Below are 19,332 nucleotides of genomic sequence, written 5' to 3'. Positions count from 1 at the left end.
GCCCTGCCGCCTGAGGTGCGCAAGGTACCTTCCGGGTCAGAACAACAAAACAGCAGAGCGGGGGGCGGTTTCCGGCCCAGTAGGCCTCCCGGATCGGGCGGAGCGTAATGTCCGGAACGTGGACGGATCGTCTCATATAATGAGACGAAGGTAACGCCGGTTGACACTCACCAGAGGGGACCGGAAGACTGAGGGTTATGCAGAAGGTAACCGTCGTCCTTATTCAGCGCGTGGCATAAGAGCCCCGTCTGGTAAGTGACGCCACGCGCAGACCCCTACGGAGCCAACCGGCTCGAGGGGTTTTTTTATTGGCTTCAGGAAGCACAAAGACCGCGCCGGGCTAATCCCCGGACGGCCGCCGCACACATCAATATGGATACCCATCCGCAAAGGAAGTCCTTATGACCAAGGGATCGCCGATCAGCCCCTCGCTGATGGCCCACCGAGCCGGACCGCCGCGCGCGGCGCAGGCCAAGGCCCGAGAAACTGCCGGTAGTGCGCCGGTGCTTGCTGACGCCGTGGATGACCGCATCCAGGGCCCCAACAACATTGTTCCGCCCACGGAGATGAGCGGCTCCCAGGCCATCGTCCGCGCCCTGGAGGAGCTGGGCGTCACCGACGTCTTCGGCCTGCCGGGCGGAGCCATCCTGCCCACCTACGATCCGCTGATGGATTCGCAGAAGATCAACCACATCCTGGTCCGCCACGAGCAGGGCGCAGGCCACGCGGCCGAAGGCTACGCCATGGTCACCGGACAGGCGGGCGTGTGCATCGCGACCTCCGGCCCCGGTGCCACCAACCTGGTCACCGCCATCGCCGACGCCCACATGGACTCGGTGCCGATGGTCGCCATCACCGGCCAGGTCTCCAGCTCCGTCATCGGCTCGGACGCCTTCCAGGAGGCGGACATCGTCGGCATCACCATGCCGATCACCAAGCATTCCTACCTGGTCACCAAGGCCGACGAGATCCCCTCCGTGCTCGCGGAGGCCTTCCACATCGCCACCAGCGGCCGCCCCGGCCCGGTGCTGGTTGACGTCACCAAGGACGCCCAGCAGGCCAGGACCATGTTCTCGTGGCCGCCGAAGATCGACCTGCCCGGCTACCGCACCGTGGTGCGCGGGCACTCCAAGCAGGTGCGCGAGGCGGCCCGGCTGATCGGCGCCGCGCAGCGCCCGGTGTTCTACGTCGGCGGTGGTGTGCTGAAGGCCAATGCCTCGGCCGAGCTGCTGGAACTGGCCGAACTGGTCGGCGCACCCGTGGTCACCACCCTGCAGGCCCGCGGCGTGTTCCCCGATTCGCACCGCCAGCATGCCGGGATGCCCGGCATGCACGGCTCGGTCTCCGCCGTCACCGCCCTGCAGCAGTCGGACCTGCTGATCACCCTCGGCGCCCGCTTCGATGACCGGGTGACCGGCGTGCTGTCCTCCTTCGCGCCCGGCGCGAAGGTGATCCACGCCGACATCGACCCGGCGGAAATCTCCAAGAACCGGCCGGCAGATGTGCCCATCGTCGGCTCGGTCAAGGAGATCATGCCCGAGCTCACCGAGGCCGTGCGGGCCCAGTTCGAGGCCGCGGGCACCCCCGACCTCGCCGCCTGGTGGGCCGTCATCGACAAGCTGCGCGAAACCTACCCCACCGGCTGGTCCGAGCCCGAGGACGGGCTGATGGCCCCGCAGAAGGTCATCGAGCGCATCGGCGCCCTGACCGGCCCGGAAGGCGTGTACGTCGCCGGCGTCGGCCAGCACCAGATGTGGAGCGCGCAGTTCATCAAGTACGAGCGGCCCCGGGCGTGGCTGAACTCCGGCGGCCTGGGCACCATGGGCTACTCCGTGCCCGCCGCGATGGGCGCCAAGGTCGGCAACCCGGACCGCGTGGTCTGGGCGATCGACGGCGACGGCTGCTTCCAGATGACCAACCAGGAACTGGCGACCTGCGTGATCAACAACATTCCGATCAAGGTCGCCGTCATCAACAACTCCTCGCTCGGCATGGTGCGCCAGTGGCAGACGCTCTTCTACGAGTCCCGCTACTCCAACACCGACCTGAACACCGGGGCGGACACCGTACGGGTGCCCGACTTCGTCAAGCTGGCCGACGCCTACGGCTGCGCCGGCCTGCGCTGCGAACGGGAGGAGGACATCGACGCCACCATCCAGGCGGCGCTGGAGATCAACGACCGCCCCGTGGTGATCGACTTCGTGGTCAGCCGCGACTCCATGGTCTGGCCGATGGTCCCGTCCGGGGTCAGCAACGACCTGATCCAGATCGCCCGCAACATGACCCCCAGCTGGGACGAGGAGGAGTAGGACATGGCCCGCCATACCCTGTCGGTGCTGGTCGAAGACGTCCCCGGTGTGCTCACCCGGGTCGCCAGCCTTTTCGCCCGCCGCGCATTCAACATCCATTCCCTGGCCGTGGGCCCTTCCGAGGTGTCCGGGCTGTCCCGGATCACCGTGGTGGTCGACGCCGAGGGTGACCTGCTCGAGCAGGTCACCAAACAGCTGAACAAGCTCATCAACGTCATCAAGATTGTCGAGCTCGTTCCCGAATCCTCCGTGCAACGCGACCACATCTTGGTCAAGGTTCGCGCGGATGCCGCAACCCGGCTGCAGGTAACCCAGGCAGCCGAGCTGTTCCGCGCTTCAGTGGTCGATGTGTCCACCGACTCCCTGATCGTTGAAGCCACAGGCACCGCCGAGAAGCTCAACGCACTGCTCTCAGTGCTTGAGCCCTTTGGCATCCGCGAAATTGTTCAGTCCGGAACCCTGGCGATCGGCCGCGGCGCGAAGTCCATGAGCGACCGCGCGCTGCGCAGCGCCTAGTTCCCCCGGATACCTTCATCCAAGACCCAACAGGAGACACACAAGTGACCACCATGTTTTATGACGACGACGCCGACCTGTCGATCATCCAGGGCCGCAAGGTCGCCGTCATCGGCTACGGCAGCCAGGGCCACGCCCACGCCCTCAGCCTGCGCGACTCCGGCGTCGACGTCCGCGTCGGCCTGAAGGAAGGCTCCGCGTCCCGCGCCAAGGCCGAGGCCGAGGGCCTGCGCGTCCTCAATGTGGCCGACGCCGTCGCCGAGGCCGACCTGATCATGATCCTCACCCCGGACCAGGTCCAGCGCTTCGTCTACGCCGAGGAGATCGCCCCCAACCTCAAGGCCGGCGACGCGCTGTTCTTCGGCCACGGCTTCAACATCCGCTACGGCTACATCCAGCCGCCGGCCGACGTCGACGTTGCCCTGGTCGCTCCCAAGGGCCCGGGCCACATCGTCCGCCGCGAGTTCGAGGCCGGCCGCGGCGTGCCGGACCTGATCGCCGTCGAGCAGGACGCCTCGGGCAAGGCCCGCGACCTGGCGCTCTCCTACGCCAAGGCCATCGGCGGCACCCGCGCCGGCGTCATCGAGACCACCTTCACCGAAGAGACCGAAACCGACCTGTTCGGCGAGCAGGCCGTGCTCTGCGGCGGCGCCTCGCAGCTGATCCAGTACGGCTTCGAGACCCTGACCGAGGCCGGCTACCAGCCGCAGGTCGCCTACTTCGAGGTGCTGCACGAGCTCAAGCTCATCGTCGACCTGATGGTCGAGGGCGGCATCGCCAAGCAGCGCTGGAGCGTCTCCGACACCGCCGAGTACGGCGACTACGTCTCCGGCCCGCGCGTCATCGACGAGCGCGTCAAGGAGAACATGAAGGCAGTCCTCGCGGACATCCAGAACGGTGCCTTCGCCAAGCGCTTCATCGACGACCAGGACGCCGGCGCTCCGGAGTTCAAGGCGCTGCGCAAGAAGGGTGAGGACCACCCGATCGAGGCCACCGGCCGCGAGCTGCGCAAGCTGTTCTCCTGGCTGAAGAACGAGGACGACTACACCGAGGGATCCGTCGCCCGCTGATTCCCGCCGGGTAACAATCCCTGCGCTGCGGACTCCTGAGCACGGCGGGCGATAGGCTCGAAGTGCACGCCGCATCGGCAACGGGGCCGGGCCCGGCAACCGCCGGGCCCGGCCCTTTTGCGCGTGAAGCGCGGAACCACCAGAACACGACACCAGCTGAAGAGGTCACCGGTGACTGCCACCAAACCCGTAGTACTCCTCGCCGAGGAACTGTCCCCCGCCACGGTCGAGGCCCTGGGCCCCGACTTTGAGATCCGCCAGGCCAACGGCGCGGACCGCTCCGAGCTGCTGCGCGAGATCGCCGACGTCGATGCGATCCTGGTCCGCTCGGCCACCCAGGTCGACGCCGAGGCGATCGCCGCCGCGAAGAACCTGAAGGTCATCGCCCGCGCCGGCGTGGGCCTGGACAACGTGGACATCAAGGCCGCCACCCAGGCCGGCGTCATGGTCGTCAACGCCCCGACGTCGAACATCATCTCCGCCGCGGAACTGACGGTCGGGCACATCCTGTCCCTGGCCCGGCACATCCCGCAGGCCTCCGCCGCCCTCAAGGGCGGGGAGTGGAAGCGGAGCAAGTACACCGGCACCGAGCTGTACGAAAAGAAGGTCGGCATCATCGGCCTGGGCCGCATCGGCGCGCTGGTCGCCGCCCGCCTGCAGGCCTTCGGCACCCAGATCCTGGCCTACGACCCCTACGTCACCAGCGCGCGCGCCGCGCAGCTCGACGTCGAGCTGGTCTCCCTGGACGAACTGCTGGAGCAGTCCGACTTCGTGACCATCCACATGCCCAAGACCCCGGAGACCCTGGGCATGCTTGGCACCGAGGCGTTCGCGAAGATGAAGGACACCGCGTACGTGGTCAATGTGGCCCGCGGCGGCCTGGTCGACGAGGAAGCCCTCTACACCGCGCTGACCGAAGGGCAGATCGCCGGCGCCGGCGTCGACGTGTTCGTCAAGGAACCCAGCACCGACCTGCCGTTCTTCGCCCTGGACAACGTCATCGTGACCCCGCACCTGGGCGCCTCCACCGATGAGGCCCAGGAAAAGGCCGGCATCTCCGTCGCGAAGTCCGTGCGCCTGGCCCTGGCCGGCGAGCTGGTGCCCGACGCCGTCAACGTCGCCGGCGGCGTCATCGCCGAGGACGTGCGCCCCGGCATCCCGCTCATCGAGAAGCTCGGCCGGATCTTCACCGCCCTGGCCCATGATTCCGTGACCGCCATCGACATCGAAGTGGCCGGCGAGATCGCCGCCCTCGACGTGAAGGCGCTGGAGCTGGCCGCACTGAAGGGCATCTTCACCGACATCGTCTCCGATCAGGTCTCCTACGTGAACGCCCCGGTGCTCGCCGAGCAGCGCGGCATCGAGGTGCGCCTGCTCACCACGCCCGAGGCGGATGATTACCGCAACGTGCTGACCCTGCGCGGCGCGCTTTCCGACGGCACCCGGATCTCCGTGGCCGGCACCCTGACCGGGCCGAAGCAGATCGAGAAGCTCGTGGGCGTGAACGGCTACGACCTGGAAATCCCGATCAGCGAGCACCTGGTGGTCCTGCTCTACCAGGACCGGCCCGGCGTCATCGGCGCCCTGGGCCGCGTGCTGGGGGAGAACCAGGTCAACATCGCCGGCATGCAGGTCGCCCGCCGCACCGAGGGCGGCCAGGCGCTGTCGCTGCTCACCGTGGATTCCTCGGTGCCGCAGGAGGTGCTGGAGGCCCTGAAGCAGGAAATCAGCGCCGACGTCGTCCGCGAGGTCGACCTGCAGGGCTGACGCCTCCACCGGCACGGCGTCCGCAGGGACGCGCAACGGCAGGGACGGACCGCTTCGACGGCCCGCCCCTGCCGTTTCGGCGTCTCCGGGCGGCGGCGGGATGAGGCGGCCTCCGCCCACGGTAGGAGGAGCACCCGGTACGGTTTCATGCCCGGCTCCGACGCGGGGCCGGCCCGGCCCGGGACAGCATGGAGGCATGAGTACATCCGCGCCCGGAGCGCCCCTGCTGACAGCCGAAAACCTCGTCAGGTCCTACGGCGGCCCGCCGGCCCTGGACGGGGTCTCGCTGGCCGTCCGGCCCGGTGAAGCGGTGGCCGTCATGGGAGCGTCGGGCTCCGGGAAGACCACCCTGCTGCACTGCCTGGCCGGCATCCTGCTGCCCGACGCCGGCAGCGTCCTGTTCCAGGGCAGCGCCGGCCCCGTGGAGGTCACCGCGCTGAACGACGACGACCGGTCCGCCCTGCGGCGGACCGACTTCGGCTTTGTCTTCCAGCAGGGGCTGCTGATCCCCGAGCTCACTGCGGGAGAGAACGTCGCGCTGGCGCTGATGCTGATCGGCGCCGCCCGCCGGGATGCTGAGCAGGCCGCCGCCCGGGCCTTGGCGGATCTCGGGCTCGCAGGCATGGAGGAGCGACGGATCGGCGAGCTCTCCGGGGGCCAGGCGCAGCGGGTGGCCATCGCCCGTGCTCAGGTCACCGGCGCCCGGGTCCTGTTCGCGGACGAACCGACCGGCGCCCTGGATTCGCGGACCTCGGCAGAGGTCATGCAGCAGCTGCTGCGCAGCGTCGACGGCACCGGACGCGCGCTGGTCGTCGTCACCCACGATCCCGAGGTGGCGCGCTGGTGCGGGCGGGTCATCACCCTGGCCGACGGCCGGATCGCCCACGACACCGCCGGCACACCCGGCACCGGCCCGATGGGAGCCGGGCGATGAGCGCCCCTGCAGCTGCTTCCGCCGCGTCCGTGCCGCCGTCGGCGTCGGCAGCCACCGTTCCGTTCCGTGTGGCGTGGCTGTTGAACCGCCCGGGGGAGGGCCGGCGGGCGGCAGCGCTGCTGCCCGCGGCATCCTTCGCCATCGTCACCACGCTGCTGCTGACGGTCCTGGCCGGAGCCCTGTCCTTCGGCAAGTGGGGCGACGAGGAAGGCGTCCTCTACCAGCTGCTCGCCGGGTTTGCCCTGACCCTGCTGGTGCTTCCGCTGATCACCCTCGGCGGATCCGCCGCCCGCCTGTCGGCCCGCCGCCGGGACGAGCACCTGTCCACGCTGCGCCTGCTCGGTGCCTCTGCCCGGACCGTGGGCCTGGTGACGGTGCTCGAAGCCACCGCCGTCGCCGCCGCCGGTGCCCTGGCCGGCGTGGCCGGCTACCTCGTGCTTGCTCCGTTCGTACAGCTGATCCACTTCCGCGGGGAGCCGCTGGGCTCCGCCTACTGGCTGCACCCGGCCGCCCTTGCGCTGACCCTGCTGCTGGTGGTGCTCCTGGCCGCGTTCAGCTCGGCGCTCGGACTGCGGAGGGTGGTCCTCTCGCCCCTGGGCGTACGCAGCCGGGCCCTGCCCGAAAAGGTGCGCAAGGGCCGCGCCTGGGGCGCCGTCGCCGTCGTCGGCATGGGTTTCCTGGCCCTGCAGGTCCCGTTCGGCTCCACAGTGGTGGGGGTTGCGGTGATTACCGGCGTGTTTGCCGCCGGCATGGCGGTCCTCAACCTGGTCGGCCCCTGGCTGGTGGCCCGTTCGGCGCGGCGCCGGCTGCGGCGTGCCGCCACCCCGCAGGCACTGCTCGCCGCCCGGATGGTGCTCGAGGCGCCCAAGGCGGCCTGGCGCCAGGTCAGCTCCCTGTCGATGGTGTGCTTTACCGCGGTCATCGGCGGCTCGATCACCGCGGCCGCCCGGGGCTCGCAGGGCCGGAACCCGGAGGACTTCCTGCTGCAGGACCTCCAGACCGGAGTCCTGATCACCGTGGTGGCGGGGTTCCTCATGGTGGCCTGCTCCGCGGGCATCTCGCAGGCGGCGGCAATCCTCGATCGGGCGGACCTTTACCGCAGCCTCGACCGGATGGGGATGCCGCGCGAGGTGATCGACGCCGCCCGGATCGCAGCGGTCATGCAGCCGCTGCTGCTGGTCTGCACCGTGTCCGTGGCCGTCTCGGGCGTGCTGCTGTCCCCGCTGGTGGGCGCGGCGCTGCTGTTTGGCCCGGCGTCGATGGCGATCCTTGCCGCGACCGTGGCCGCCGGTGTGCTGCTGGTGCGGGCCGGCCTCGCTGCGACGGCGCCGGTGCTGACTCGGGCGCTGGAAGCGGACGGCGGAAAAAGAGGGTAATTTTCTAGTGTGACTTCCTCCGAATCCCGTACCCCGTTCTACATCACCACGGCCATCTCCTATCCCAACGGAGAGCCCCACATCGGGCACGCCTATGAGCACATCGCCACCGACGCGATGGCCCGCTTCAAGCGGCTGGACGGTTACGACGTGTTCTTCATGACGGGCACGGACGAGCACGGACTCAAGATGCAGCAGTCCGCGGATAAGGAAGGCATCACCGCCAAGGAACTCGCGGACCGAAACTCCGCCGCCTTCCTGCAGATGGAGGCGGACATGGGGACCTCCTATGACCGGTTCATCCGCACCACCGACGCCGACCACTACGCCGCGGCCCAGGCCATCTGGAAGCGGATGGAGGAGAACGGCGACATCTACCTCTCCAAGTACGCCGGCTGGTACTCCGTGCGCGACGAGGCCTACTACGGCGAGGACGAAACCGAGGTCCGTGAGGACGGCGTCCGCTACTCCAAGGAGACGGACACCGAGGTGACGTGGACGGAGGAGGAAAGCTACTTCTTCCGCCTCTCCGCCTACCAGGACAAGCTGCTGGCCCTCTACGAGTCCCAGCCGGACTTCGCCGCCCCGCGCTCGCGGTTCAACGAGGTCATCAGCTTCGTCAAGGGCGGCCTGGAGGACCTGTCCATCTCCCGCACCACCTTCGACTGGGGCGTCCCGGTGCCGGGCAACCCGGACCACGTGATGTACGTGTGGGTGGACGCGCTGACCAACTACCTCACCGGCGTCGGCTTCCCCGACACCGACAGCGAGGCGTTCCGGAAGTACTGGCCGGCCGACGTGCACGTGATCGGCAAGGACATTTCCCGGTTCCATGCCATTTTCTGGCCGGCGTTCCTGATGTCCGCCAAGCTGGAGCTGCCGAAGCGGATCATGATCCACGGCTTCCTGCACAACAAGGGCGTGAAGATGTCCAAGTCGCTGGGAAACGTGGTGGCGCCCAAGGACTGGGCGGACCAGTACGGGCTGGACGCGGTGCGGTTCTTCCTGCTGCGCGAGGTGCCCTTCGGGGCCGACGGCTCCTACAACCACGAGGCCGTCGTCGCCCGCATGAACTCCGACCTCGCGAACAACCTGGGCAACCTGGCCCAGCGCTCGCTGTCGATGGTGGCCAAGAACTGCGGCGCTGCGGTGCCGCAGCCGGGGGAGTTCACCGACCAGGACACCGCGCTGCTCGACGCCGCCGGGAAGCTGCTGCAGATCTCCCGCGAGGCCTACGACATCCAGGACTTCCACGCCGCCCTCGAGGCCACCTGGAAGGTCCTCGGCGACACCAACGCCTACTTCGCCGAGCAGGCGCCGTGGGTGCTGCGCAAGACCGACGTCGAGCGCATGAACACGGTGCTGTACGTGACGCTCGAGGTGCTGCGCATCGTGGCGATCCTCATCCAGCCGGTGATGCCCGGCAGCGCGGCCAAGCTGCTCACGGTCCTGGGCCAGGACGAGGGTGCCGCCCGGCAGTTCAGTGCCATCGGCACGCCGCTTGTCCCGGGCACGGCGCTGCCGGCCCCCGCGCCGATCTTCCCGAAGTACGAGGAACCCGCCGAATAACCGGCTCGACTCCACACAGCTGCGGCCCGCACCGATCATGGTGCGGGCCGCAGCTGTGTCCCGGAGCTCCCTTGTCCGGTTCAGGTGAGGAAGCGGGCGACGGCGGTCGCCTCCATCACATGGGCCACCTCCTGCTGCTGGCGCTGGGCGGCGTCGAGGAGTTCGCGCAGCCGGGCGGGATTGAACCGGCGGTCCCGCGCGGAGAGCACCAGCAGGGTGCGCCACATCGATTCCTTCTGTCGGACCAGGGACTGCAGCATCTCCAGCTCCAGCTGCCCGGTCGGCCCGCCGCCGGTGCCCAGCGGGTTCATGGGGCCCAGCCGGCCGATCAGGGCACCGGCCCATCCGGCCAGCGCCTTGAACTTCGACCTGCCGTAGCCCAGGGCAATGATCAGGTTCTCCAGTTCGTCCCGCTCGCCGGAGAGCTCCTCCGCCAGCGACGTGAAGACCGACTCATACTCCGACCCCCGCCAGGTATCGGCCGTGGCGCGGAACAGGCGCACGCCCGTCTCTGCCCCCACCAGATGGTCGTTCAGGTACGCGGCCAGCGACTCGTGGGCCGGTTTCCAATCCTGCTCCTGCTCTGCCATCGTGTGCTCCTCCGGTTCGGCCGGTTTGTCTCGGTTGTGCCTGCCTGCAGCTCAGCGTGCTTAGTATCCTTGCAGATCCGCCGGGCTGCTGCGAGTTTCGGACAGCCGAACGCCCGGCCCGCCGTGTCGGCGGCCCGGGCGTTCTTCGCGGACCCGGCCCTGGGCCGCGCGGGGCCGTCGGGCTCAGTCGGCGGCCAGGCCTTCCACGGGGGAGAGGCGGGCGGCCCGCCGCGCCGGAAGCACGCTGGCCAGCAGCCCGGCGACCAGGGCCACGGCCAGCACCGCGATGAGCTGCAGCCAGGGCACCACCGGCACGACAAGGGCGAAGGCGCCGAGCGCGGACTGCGCCCCCAGCCAGCCGTACACCACCCCGAGCACACAGCCCAGCAGGGCGGCGACGCCGGCAATCAGCACGGCTTCCAGGGCGAGCATGCCGCGCAGCTGCGCCCGGGTCAGGCCCAGGGCCCGCAGCAGCGACGACTCCCGGGTGCGTTCCAGGACGGACAGCGACAGAGTGTTCGCCACACCGACCAGCGCGATCACCACGGCCACGCCCAGCAGGCCGGTGACGACCAGCAGCAGCACATTGATCACCTGTTCGAAGGCGGCCCGCTGGATGGCCGAGCCGTCAATGTAGTAGTCCTCGACGTCCAGGACCGCTGACAGCTCGGAGCGCAGGTCCATCAGCTCGTTGGTGCCCAGGCCGTCCTCGACGCTGAGCCAGAGCTGCGGCTGGGCGGCGGACTCGCCGATCACCGGGGCCAGGGCGCCGCCGATCCGCTCGGCAGTGGCAGGGGAGATCAGGGGATCGAAGTACGGATTCCCGGAGACCACCACATCCAGCTCCACCTGGGATGCCGCACCGCGTACAGTCACGGTCTCCGCTTTCGTGCCCTCCGGCATGGAGATGGTGCCGTCGGCCGGGACCAGCCCCTGGTCCTTGAGCACGGACCCCTCAGCGGGATCCAGGACGTAGACCGGCCAGTCCGAGCCGTCCACTTCCACCGCGCCCCCCGGCGTCAGCAGGATCGCCTGGTCCACCCCGTCCAGCGCCAGGACCTTCTGCACATCGGCGTCAGTGTAGGGCTCCCCGCTGTCCATACCCTGCTCGACGCTCACGTCCACCGGGTACTGCTGCGCGAGGGTGTCGTTGAAGGCGGTTCGGGCCATCGCGGCTCCTGACATCATCATGGCGACCAGGGTGACGCCGATCAGCAGTGCCGAGGAGGTCGCTGAGGTCCGCTGCGGGTTGCGGACCGCGTTGACCGCGGCCAGCTTGCCCGGCACGCCCAGCGGGGCGGCCATGGCGCCGACGGCCCGCACCAGCGGCGGCACGAACAGCGTGGCGCACATCAGCACGCCGATGAAGCTGAGGATTCCGCCGGGCAGGGCGATCAGCAGGTTCGCCATGACGGCTCCGGTCCCGAGGAGCAGGGCGCCGACGGCGAGCAGCACCAGGCCGATGCCCAGCCGGATCCGGCCCCGCCGGCTGCCGACCCGCAGGTCCTCAGCCGGGCGCAGCGCAGCCAGGGGAGCGACGGCGGTGGCCGCCCGGGCCGGGACCAGAGCCGCGAGCACGGTCAGCAGGATGCCGGCGGTCAGGCCGGCCGCGACGGCGCCGGGCCCGACGGCGAGGGTGGCGAATCCGGCTTCCGGCACGGTCTGCAGGTAGGCAATGACGCCGGCCATCAGGCCCACCGCCAGCAGCACGCCAACGACGGACGACAGCACGCCCACGACCAGCGCCTCCACGATGACCGAGCGGCGGATCTGGGCCCTGCCTGCCCCGATGCAGCGCAGCAGGGCGAGTTCCCTGGTGCGCTGGGCCACCAGGACGGAGAAGGTGTTCGAGACGACCAGCGCGCAGACCAGCAGCGCCACGGCCGCGAACGCCAGCAGGATGACGGTGAGCTGGTCCTCCCCGCCGGTGAAGCCTGCCATCGTCCGGTCGACCTCTTCGGCCGCAGTCCGCACGGTCACACCGGCGACCCCTGCGTCGGTGAGTGCCTGCTGCAGGGCGGCCGCGGCCGCAGCCGTATCCGCGTCATCACCGAGGGCGATCTGCAGGTTGGTGAAACCCTGCCCGGGTTCCCCGAGCCTGGCCACGGCGCCGTCGGCAGCGTAGAGCTGTGCGCCGCCCATCAGGGTCGGATCGTCGGAAGCGGTGACCAGCCCGGTGACGGTCAGCTCCGTCAGGGGCGGCAGACCGGGGTCGCCGGATGCCTCCGCGCCCGGTTCGGCGGGAGGCTGGGTCTCCAAGGGGAGGACGGAGCCCGGGCCCAGTTCCAGCCGTTCCGCGGTCACCTCGTCCAGAACCACCTCGGTTTCGGTGGCGGGAAGGTTTCCCTCGACGAGGTCGACCGGCAGCAGCGGGGCGGATTCGGGCAGGCTGCGCACCTGCCCGTAGCTGCGGTTCCGGCCTTCGCCGAAGACAGCGTAGGCCTCGCGGAGGGCGTACGTTCCGGCAACGCCCTCCGCGTCTGCGACGGCGTCGACGGCGGACTGGTCAAGGATGTCCGGCTCGCCGTTCTGGCCGTACGGATCGTCGGGAGTGAGCACCAGGTCCGCGTGGCGGAACCCGTGCCCCACGCTCTGGGCCAGCGAGGCCTTCGAGGAGGAGTTGATAATCAGGGTGGCAGTCAGGAAGACCACGGCAATGATCACGGCCAGGGAGACGGCGATGAATCGCCGTGCGTTCAGGCGCACCTGCGCCAGGGCAACCCGCAGCATGGTCAGGCCCCCAGGGTGGACAGGGCGGCCAGGACGGAGTCCGGGGTGGGGCTGTCCAGCTCGCCGACCAGCGCGCCGTCGTTCATCAGGACGACGCGGTCGGAGTAGGACGCCGCCACCGGGTCGTGCGTGACCATGATGATGCTCTGGCCCAGTTCCCGGGTGGAGCGGCGCAGCAGGGACAGCACCTCCGCGCCGGACTTGGAGTCGAGGTTGCCGGTGGGCTCGTCGCCGAAGATGACGTCGGGGCGGGTCAGCAGGGCGCGGGCGACCGCCACACGCTGCTGCTGGCCGCCGGAGAGCTCATGCGGGCGGTGCTTCAGCCGCCCGGTCAGCCCCAGGGTCTCGGTGACGTACCCCAGCCAGTCGCGGTCCACCGTGCTGTTGGCCAGGGAGACCGGGAGGGTGATGTTCTGCTCGGCGGTGAGGGTGGGGACGAGGTTGAAGGACTGGAACACGAAGCCCACGCTGTCCCGGCGCAGGCGGGTCAGGTCGGCATCCTTGAGCCCGGTGATTTCGGTGTCGCCGATCCAGATGCGCCCGTTGTCGGCGCTGTCCAGGCCGGCGAGGCAGTGCATCAGGGTGGACTTGCCGGATCCGGAAGGGCCCATGATGGCGGTGAAGGTGCCTGCGTCGAAGCTGACGTCCACGTCTTTGAGCGCGTGGACGCGGGTGTCGCCGCTGCCGTAGGTCTTGTTGAGCTTCTGTGCTGCGGCCGCGCGGGCCGGCCTGCCGGCGCCGGACGCGGCGGAATGCTGTGCGAGTGTCGTCATGCCCCTAACGCTATGGCGGGGGCCGGGGGCGGCACATCGGAGGGTGGAACGGTTCGGCGGCGCCCGGCCTCATACCCTGGGTGGAGCGCCGCCGGCCAGCCGGTAGGACTCGGGGAGCAGGCCGGCAGGTGCCCGCTGTCCGGGCGGCGGGGCCGGGCGGGACCTAGGGTGCGACGATTCCGGTTTCGTAGGCAATAACCACGGCCTGCACCCGGTCGCGGGCCTCGAGCTTGGCCAGGATGTGCCCCACGTGCGTCTTGACGGTCGCCTCTGAGAGGAACAGCTCCGCGGCGATCTCGGGATTGGAGAGCCCGCGGGCAATGAGCGTGAACACCTCGCGCTCGCGGGGAGTCAGGGACTGGACCCGCGCGGCGTTGCCGCTGGCCTCGGCGCTCGGTTCGCGCAGCAGGGGAGCGACGTGGTCCAGCAGCCGCCGGGTGGTGGACGGGGCAATCACGGCGTCGCCCCGGTGGACGGTGCGGATGGCCTCAAGCAGTTCCTCGGGCGGAGCGTCCTTGAGCAGGAACCCGCTGGCGCCGGCCCGGATCGCCGAGAGGGCGTACTCGTCGAGGTCGAAGGTGGTCAGGACCACGACCTTCAGCCGGTCGGGATCAGCGGCGCCGTCTTCCCCCAGCAGCCGGGTGGTCGCCTCGATCCCGTCCATCCCGGGCATCCGGACATCCATCAGCACGACGTCGGCAGGCACCGCTGCGAGTGCCTGCAGAGCCTCCCTGCCGTTCCCGGCTTCTGCGACCACTTCGAGGTCGGGCTGGGAGTTGATCAGCATCTTGAAGCCGCCGCGGACCAGCTGCTGGTCATCGACGAGTGCGACGCGGATGGGGCCGGCGTCTTCGGGCATGGGGGTCAGGCCTCCGTATAGGGGATGAAAGCGTCCACGTGGAAGCCGCCGCCCGTGGCCGGGCCGGCGGCCACGGTTCCATCGTAGAGGCCCACCCGTTCACGCATGCCGTTGATACCCTGTCCGGCGCCGTCCGAGGAGGCCGCGGCGGCGGCGCCCCGGCCGTCGTCGTGCACGGTCAGCTCCAGGCCGCGGAGGGTCCACGCCAGGCGGACCTCGGCGCGGGCGGACGGCCCGGCGTGCTTGAGCACGTTGGTCAGGGCCTCCTGGACCACCCGGTAGGCGGTGAGCTCGGCGCCGGCGGGCAGCGCCCGGCGCGGCACGCCGTCGATGGCGTGGGAGACCTGCAGCCCTGCCCGGCGGACGGATTCAATCAGCCCGTCCAGGTCCGCCAGCGAGGGCAGGGGACGGGTGGAGGCGTCGTCGTCGCCGCGCAGCACGCCCAGCAGCCGGCGCATCTCCTGCAGCGATCCCCGGCCGGTCTCCGCGATGGTTCCGAGGGTCTGCCGCGCAACCTCGGGATCGTCGGCGCTCGCATACCGTGCGCCGTCGGCCTGGGTGATGATCACCGACAGCGAGTGGGCCACGATGTCGTGCATTTCCCGGGCAATGTGGCTGCGCTCGTCGGCTGCCGCGAGGTCGCGTTCCTGCTGGCGTTCCACTTCAAGCCGGCGGGCCCGGTCCTCGAGCGCCTGGACGGTCAGCCGCCGGGTGCGGGCCAGGTCCCCGAAGGTCCAGGCGGCGAGGACGGTGGCTTCGATGGCGACCAGGGCGATCCCCATCACGATCATGAAGTCGACGAGGTCCATCGTCTGGTCGATGACGGGGAGCAGGAAATAGCGCAGCAGGAACAGTGCCCCGCCGATCAGGGCCAGCACCAGTCCGGCGAGGCTGGCCCAGCGCGGCCCGTAAGCCGCGAGACCGTGCACGACGGCGATCACGAGGATGTCCGCCGGCAGGGCGGTTTCCGGAATGAGGAACAGCTGCAGGATGCACGCCGCGGCCTGGACGGCGGCCGCATGCACCGGGCGGGTCCTGCGCCAGGCCAGGGGCAGGCAGATGGCCGCGGAGAGGGCGAACTCGACCAGGGCGAAGCGGTCGTAGATCGCCACGAGCAGGAAGGGGGCGGCGAAGACCAGTGTGGCGGCAAGGGCCTGCCACAGGTCCACCTTGGCGTGGTTCGCCTGCATCCAGGCATAGAGACGTCGGTGCACGAGCATGGACACCCACTTTAGGCGGCACGGCACGCCGCCGCCTCATGCCGGGGTATGAACCGGTAGGCCGCTCCGGTGCCGGGAAAACCCCGGTCCGGCAGGGCGCCGTGACGCTGTGTTTCCTGCGGTATGTCCATAATATGGACAGATTGCCCAGCATTCGGACGCCGTTCCTAGAATACCGACATGAGCCAAGAAGCAGCGCGCACCGTGTCACTGGCCGTCATCCCCGGGGACGGAATCGGCCCCGAGGTCATCGCCGAAGCCGTCAAGGTCCTTCGCCGTGCCACCGCCGCCAGCGCGGCGACCTTCGAGCTGACCGACTACCGGCTCGGCGCCGAGCACTGGCTGCAGACCGGCGAGACGCTGACCGATGAGACCCTCGAGCGCCTGCGCGGCCACGACGCCATCCTCTTCGGCGCCGTCGGTGCCGCCCCCGGCGACACCCGCATGCCGTCGGGCCTGATCGAGCGGGACATGCTGCTGAAGCTGCGCTTCAGCCTCGACCACTACGTGAACCTGCGCCCGTCCAAGCTCTACCGGGGCGTGCCCAGCCCGCTGGCCAGCCCCGGCGACGTCGACTTCGTCGTCGTGCGCGAAGGCACCGAGGGCCCGTACGTCGGCAACGGCGGCGTGCTGCGCGAAGGAACCCCGCACGAAATCGCCACCGAGGTTTCGCTGAACACCGCGCACGGCGTCGAGCGCGTGGTGCGCGACGCGTTCCGCCGCGCCGCAGCCCGTCCGCGGCGGAAGCTGACCCTGGTGCACAAGCACAACGTGCTCGTGCATGCCGGGCGGCTGTGGAAGCGCACCGTGGAGCGGGTGGCCCGGGAATTCCCGGAGGTCACCCACGACTACCTCCACGTGGACGCCGCGACCATCTTCATGGTCACCGATCCGGCCCGGTTCGACGTCATCGTCACCGACAACCTGTTCGGCGACATCCTGACCGACCTCGCCGCCGCGGTCACCGGCGGCATCGGGCTGGCGGCGTCGGGCAACATCAACATGGACGGCACCGCGCCGTCCATGTTCGAACCGGTCCACGGTTCAGCGCCCGACATTGCGGGCCGGCAGCTGGCCGACCCCACCGCGGCGATCCTCTCCGTGGCCCTGCTGCTGGAGCATCTGGGCTTCGCGGACGAAGCCGCCGCCGTCAACCGCGCGGTGGAGGCCGACATCGCCGCCCGCACCGGCGAACCGCGTTCCACCGCCGCCGTCGGCGATGCGATCGCCGCCGCCGTGGCATAAGCTCGTCCTACCAAATCAACGCCGTATTGCCGGGCGGCCGTGCCGTCCGGCGTGGAGGAACCATGTCTGTCAGCGCTCTGGAATTCACCAGGAAGCTCTCCGCCCACCCGAAGTCAGTGCAGGAGCGGGCGGCGATCCTGGCCGACCCGGGCTTTGGCAACCACTTCACCGACCACACGGCCGTCGTCGACTACCGTGCGCCGGAGAGCGGCGAGGGCAGCTGGCAGGACGCACGGATCGAGCCGTACGGGCCGATTCCGATGGACCCGGCCGCCGCCGTCCTGCACTACGGCCAGGAAATCTTCGAGGGCCTGAAGGCCTACCGGCACGCCGACGGCTCCATCGTCAGCTTCCGGCCCGAGGCCAACGCCGCCCGGCTGAACGCCTCCGCCCGCCGGCTGGCCCTGCCCGAGCTGCCCGAAGAGCTGTTCCTGGACTCGCTGCGCCAGCTGGTCGACGTCGACCGTGACTGGGTGCCCACCGGAGACGGGGAAGCGCTGTACCTGCGGCCGTTCATGATCGCCACCGAGGCGTTCCTGGGCGTGCGGCCCGCGCGGGAGGTCTCCTACCGCGTCATCGCTTCACCCGCCGGCAACTACTTCGGCGGTGAACTGAAGCCCGTGTCCATCTGGCTTTCCACGAAGTACGCCCGCGCCGGGCGCGGCGGCACCGGCGAGGCCAAGTGCGGCGGCAACTATGCGGCCTCGCTCATTGCCCAGATGGAGGGGGAGGCGCACGGCTGCAAGCAGGTGCTGTTCCTGGACGAGGCGAACGACAACGCCGTCGAGGAGCTCGGCGGCATGAACGTGTTCTTCGTCTTCAAGGACGGGCGCCTGGTGACCCCGGCCCTGTCCGGCACCATCCTGCACGGCATCACGCGCTCCTCCGTGCTGCAGCTCGGCCGCGACCGCGGCATGGACGTGCAGGAACGGAAGATCACCCTGGATGAGTGGCGCGACGGCGTGGCCTCCGGTGAGATCACCGAAGTGTTCGCCTGCGGCACCGCCGCGGTGATCACCCCGATCGGCGAGCTGAAGTCCGAGGACTTCACGATCGGCTCGCCCGACGCCGCCGCCGGCGAGGTCACCATGTCCATCCGCGGGCAGCTGCTCGGCATCCAGACCGGCACCGTGGAGGACACCCACGGCTGGCTCACCCGCCTGGCCTAGCATGCAGATGCCGGCGCCCGCCCCCGTCCGCAGCTCGGAGCTCAGCAGCTTCCTGCTCGCGCCCAATCCCGGTCCGATGAGCCTGGACGGCACCAACAGCTACCTGCTGTCGGCGCCCGATGCGCGGGGCCTGGTGGTGGTGGACCCGGGCCCGGCCGATGAGGGGCACCTGCAGGCGCTGGCTTCGGCCGGCAGCGTCGACCTGGTACTGATCACGCATCGGCATGCGGACCACACCGAGGGCAGCGCCCGCTTCGCGGAACTGACCGGAGCGCCGGTCCGTGCGCTGGACCCCGAGTACTGCGTCAACGGAAAACCGCTGGCCGACGGCGAGGAGATCACGGCCGGGGGAGTGCGGATCCGGGTCGTGGCGACACCGGGGCACACCTCCGATTCGGTGTGCTTCTTCCTGCCCGACGACGGCCCGGCCGGCGCCGTCCTCACCGGGGACACCATCCTCGGCCGCGGCACCACCGTGCTGGACTGGCCCGACGGAACCCTCGCGGACTACCTGCGTTCACTGGATGTGCTGGACCGGCTCGGGCCGGCCACGGTGCTGCCCGCCCACGGGCCCGTGCTGCCCAACCTCTCCTCGGTGGTCCTGACCTATCGGGACCACCGGACCGAACGGCTGGCGCAGATCCGGGCGGCGGTGGAGCACGCCGGCGCCGACGCCACCGCGGAACAGGTCGCGGACCTGGTGTACGCGGACGTGCCGGCCAATGTCCGCGCCGCCGCCGAACTTTCGGTGGCCGCTCAGCTGGAGTACCTGCGCAGCCGGTAACTTCCGGCAGGACGCGGCCCCCCGACTGCTTGACCGGGATCACATCCGGTCGAGTTGCGGTGGGGTGGCCGGGTGCGTATAGTTGGATCTGTTGCCCGCCGGAGAGCGGAGCGACGATCCCCTTCACAACTGATCGGATGAGAATTCCGGGTGGCTTTGCTGCCGGTTTTTATCCGTGGTTTTGGAGGTCCTGAAAGCCTGTTGGCCTGGTTTCCGGTGAAAGACCCGGATTTGCAGGAAAGCGGTTGGAGGGTTTAGGATTGTAACACACCACGGCGGTGCGAAAGGGAAAAGAAAGTTCCGGTTTTGGAACGGTTTTCCCGAGTAGGCCGGATGTGTCTGTTGTTTGAGAACTCAATAGTGTGCCAAGTTTATTGATACCAATTATTTTGATTGGTTATTTGGCCGGTTTGCCGCACCC

Annotated in this window: 15 protein-coding genes; 10 read left to right on the top strand and 5 right to left on the bottom strand. The window is 69.6% G+C overall.

Going from position 1 to position 19,332, the window contains the following annotated elements:
- Nucleotides 1–401 precede the first annotated feature (401 nt).
- From AC5RV6_RS00075 to metG, 7 genes are all read left to right on the top strand, one after another.
- Nucleotides 402–2,309 (top strand): acetolactate synthase large subunit, encoded by a 1,908-nt coding sequence (locus tag AC5RV6_RS00075; protein ID WP_494005250.1) that lies wholly within the window; start codon nt 402–404, stop codon nt 2,307–2,309.
- Between the two features lie 3 nt (nt 2,310–2,312).
- Nucleotides 2,313–2,825: an acetolactate synthase small subunit gene (gene ilvN, locus AC5RV6_RS00070; protein WP_494005249.1), complete on the top strand. Its 513-nt coding sequence runs from the start codon at nt 2,313–2,315 to the stop codon at nt 2,823–2,825.
- 44 nt (nt 2,826–2,869) lie between these two features.
- The gene (gene ilvC / locus AC5RV6_RS00065; protein WP_494005248.1) at nt 2,870–3,895 is read left to right on the top strand and encodes a ketol-acid reductoisomerase; all 1,026 of its coding nucleotides are present in this window, start codon (nt 2,870–2,872) and stop codon (nt 3,893–3,895) included.
- Between the two features lie 171 nt (nt 3,896–4,066).
- A complete protein-coding gene (serA, locus tag AC5RV6_RS00060; protein ID WP_494005247.1) occupies nt 4,067–5,662 on the top strand; it encodes a phosphoglycerate dehydrogenase in 1,596 nt (531 codons plus the stop codon).
- A gap of 196 nt (nt 5,663–5,858) precedes the next feature.
- Entirely contained in the window at nt 5,859–6,596 is a 738-nt protein-coding gene (locus tag AC5RV6_RS00055; protein ID WP_494005246.1) for an ABC transporter ATP-binding protein, read from the top strand.
- Complete coding sequence (locus tag AC5RV6_RS00050; protein ID WP_494005245.1) at nt 6,593–7,972, top strand: FtsX-like permease family protein; 1,380 nt, start codon at nt 6,593–6,595, stop codon at nt 7,970–7,972. Before AC5RV6_RS00055 ends, AC5RV6_RS00050 begins: the two co-directional genes overlap by 4 nt.
- Nucleotides 7,973–7,981: 9 nt before the next feature.
- Entirely contained in the window at nt 7,982–9,541 is a 1,560-nt protein-coding gene (gene metG, locus AC5RV6_RS00045) for a methionine--tRNA ligase (RefSeq protein WP_494005244.1), read from the top strand.
- Nucleotides 9,542–9,621: 80 nt separating this feature from the next.
- Here the strand turns inward: metG and AC5RV6_RS00040 are convergent, their stop codons facing one another.
- The 5 genes from AC5RV6_RS00040 to AC5RV6_RS00020 all read right to left on the bottom strand — a co-directional run bounded on the left by AC5RV6_RS00040 (nt 9,622) and on the right by AC5RV6_RS00020 (nt 15,713).
- Entirely contained in the window at nt 9,622–10,131 is a 510-nt protein-coding gene (locus AC5RV6_RS00040) for a hypothetical protein (protein ID WP_494005243.1), read from the bottom strand.
- A gap of 183 nt (nt 10,132–10,314) precedes the next feature.
- Nucleotides 10,315–12,861, bottom strand: coding sequence for an FtsX-like permease family protein (locus AC5RV6_RS00035; protein ID WP_494005242.1), 2,547 nt, complete (start codon nt 12,859–12,861; stop codon nt 10,315–10,317).
- Nucleotides 12,862–12,863: 2 nt separating this feature from the next.
- Nucleotides 12,864–13,634, bottom strand: coding sequence for an ABC transporter ATP-binding protein (locus AC5RV6_RS00030; protein WP_494005241.1), 771 nt, complete (start codon nt 13,632–13,634; stop codon nt 12,864–12,866).
- A gap of 163 nt (nt 13,635–13,797) precedes the next feature.
- A complete protein-coding gene (locus AC5RV6_RS00025) occupies nt 13,798–14,493 on the bottom strand; it encodes a response regulator (protein WP_494005240.1) in 696 nt (231 codons plus the stop codon).
- A gap of 5 nt (nt 14,494–14,498) precedes the next feature.
- Nucleotides 14,499–15,713 carry a sensor histidine kinase gene (locus AC5RV6_RS00020; RefSeq protein ID WP_494005239.1) on the bottom strand — a complete coding sequence of 405 codons (1,215 nt, stop codon included), beginning with the start codon at nt 15,711–15,713 and terminating at the stop codon, nt 14,499–14,501.
- A 180-nt stretch (nt 15,714–15,893) separates the two neighbouring features.
- Between AC5RV6_RS00020 and AC5RV6_RS00015 the strand changes: the two genes are divergently transcribed.
- The 3 genes from AC5RV6_RS00015 (at nt 15,894) to AC5RV6_RS00005 (ending at nt 18,911) form a co-directional block, all read left to right on the top strand.
- Nucleotides 15,894–16,958 (top strand): 3-isopropylmalate dehydrogenase, encoded by a 1,065-nt coding sequence (locus AC5RV6_RS00015; protein WP_494005238.1) that lies wholly within the window; start codon nt 15,894–15,896, stop codon nt 16,956–16,958.
- A gap of 62 nt (nt 16,959–17,020) precedes the next feature.
- Nucleotides 17,021–18,127, top strand: a complete 1,107-nt coding sequence (locus AC5RV6_RS00010) for a branched-chain amino acid aminotransferase (RefSeq protein ID WP_494005237.1) — start codon at nt 17,021–17,023, stop codon at nt 18,125–18,127.
- Between the two features lie 7 nt (nt 18,128–18,134).
- On the top strand, nt 18,135–18,911 hold the full coding sequence (locus tag AC5RV6_RS00005) for an MBL fold metallo-hydrolase (protein ID WP_494005236.1): 777 nt from the start codon (nt 18,135–18,137) through the stop codon (nt 18,909–18,911).
- Nucleotides 18,912–19,332 lie beyond the last annotated feature (421 nt).

It is taken from the genome of Arthrobacter saudimassiliensis, from assembly GCF_059090665.1.
This window is presented reverse-complemented; position numbering and strand designations above follow the sequence as displayed.

Bases quoted from the DNA above. Each gene is read 5' to 3' on its own strand.
- AC5RV6_RS00055 (WP_494005246.1), top strand. From the start codon at position 5,859: ATGAGTACATCCGCGCCCGGAGCGCCCCTGCTGACAGCCGAAAACCTC.
- AC5RV6_RS00030 (WP_494005241.1), bottom strand. From the start codon at position 13,634: ATGACGACACTCGCACAGCATTCCGCCGCGTCCGGCGCCGGCAGGCCG.
- AC5RV6_RS00075 (WP_494005250.1), top strand. From the start codon at position 402: ATGACCAAGGGATCGCCGATCAGCCCCTCGCTGATGGCCCACCGAGCC.
- AC5RV6_RS00015 (WP_494005238.1), top strand. From the start codon at position 15,894: ATGAGCCAAGAAGCAGCGCGCACCGTGTCACTGGCCGTCATCCCCGGG.
- AC5RV6_RS00035 (WP_494005242.1), bottom strand. From the start codon at position 12,861: ATGCTGCGGGTTGCCCTGGCGCAGGTGCGCCTGAACGCACGGCGATTC.
- AC5RV6_RS00005 (WP_494005236.1), top strand. From the start codon at position 18,135: ATGCCGGCGCCCGCCCCCGTCCGCAGCTCGGAGCTCAGCAGCTTCCTG.
- AC5RV6_RS00050 (WP_494005245.1), top strand. From the start codon at position 6,593: ATGAGCGCCCCTGCAGCTGCTTCCGCCGCGTCCGTGCCGCCGTCGGCG.
- AC5RV6_RS00040 (WP_494005243.1), bottom strand. From the start codon at position 10,131: ATGGCAGAGCAGGAGCAGGATTGGAAACCGGCCCACGAGTCGCTGGCC.
- AC5RV6_RS00020 (WP_494005239.1), bottom strand. From the start codon at position 15,713: ATGCTCGTGCACCGACGTCTCTATGCCTGGATGCAGGCGAACCACGCC.
- AC5RV6_RS00010 (WP_494005237.1), top strand. From the start codon at position 17,021: ATGTCTGTCAGCGCTCTGGAATTCACCAGGAAGCTCTCCGCCCACCCG.
- AC5RV6_RS00025 (WP_494005240.1), bottom strand. From the start codon at position 14,493: ATGCCCGAAGACGCCGGCCCCATCCGCGTCGCACTCGTCGATGACCAG.
- ilvN (WP_494005249.1), top strand. From the start codon at position 2,313: ATGGCCCGCCATACCCTGTCGGTGCTGGTCGAAGACGTCCCCGGTGTG.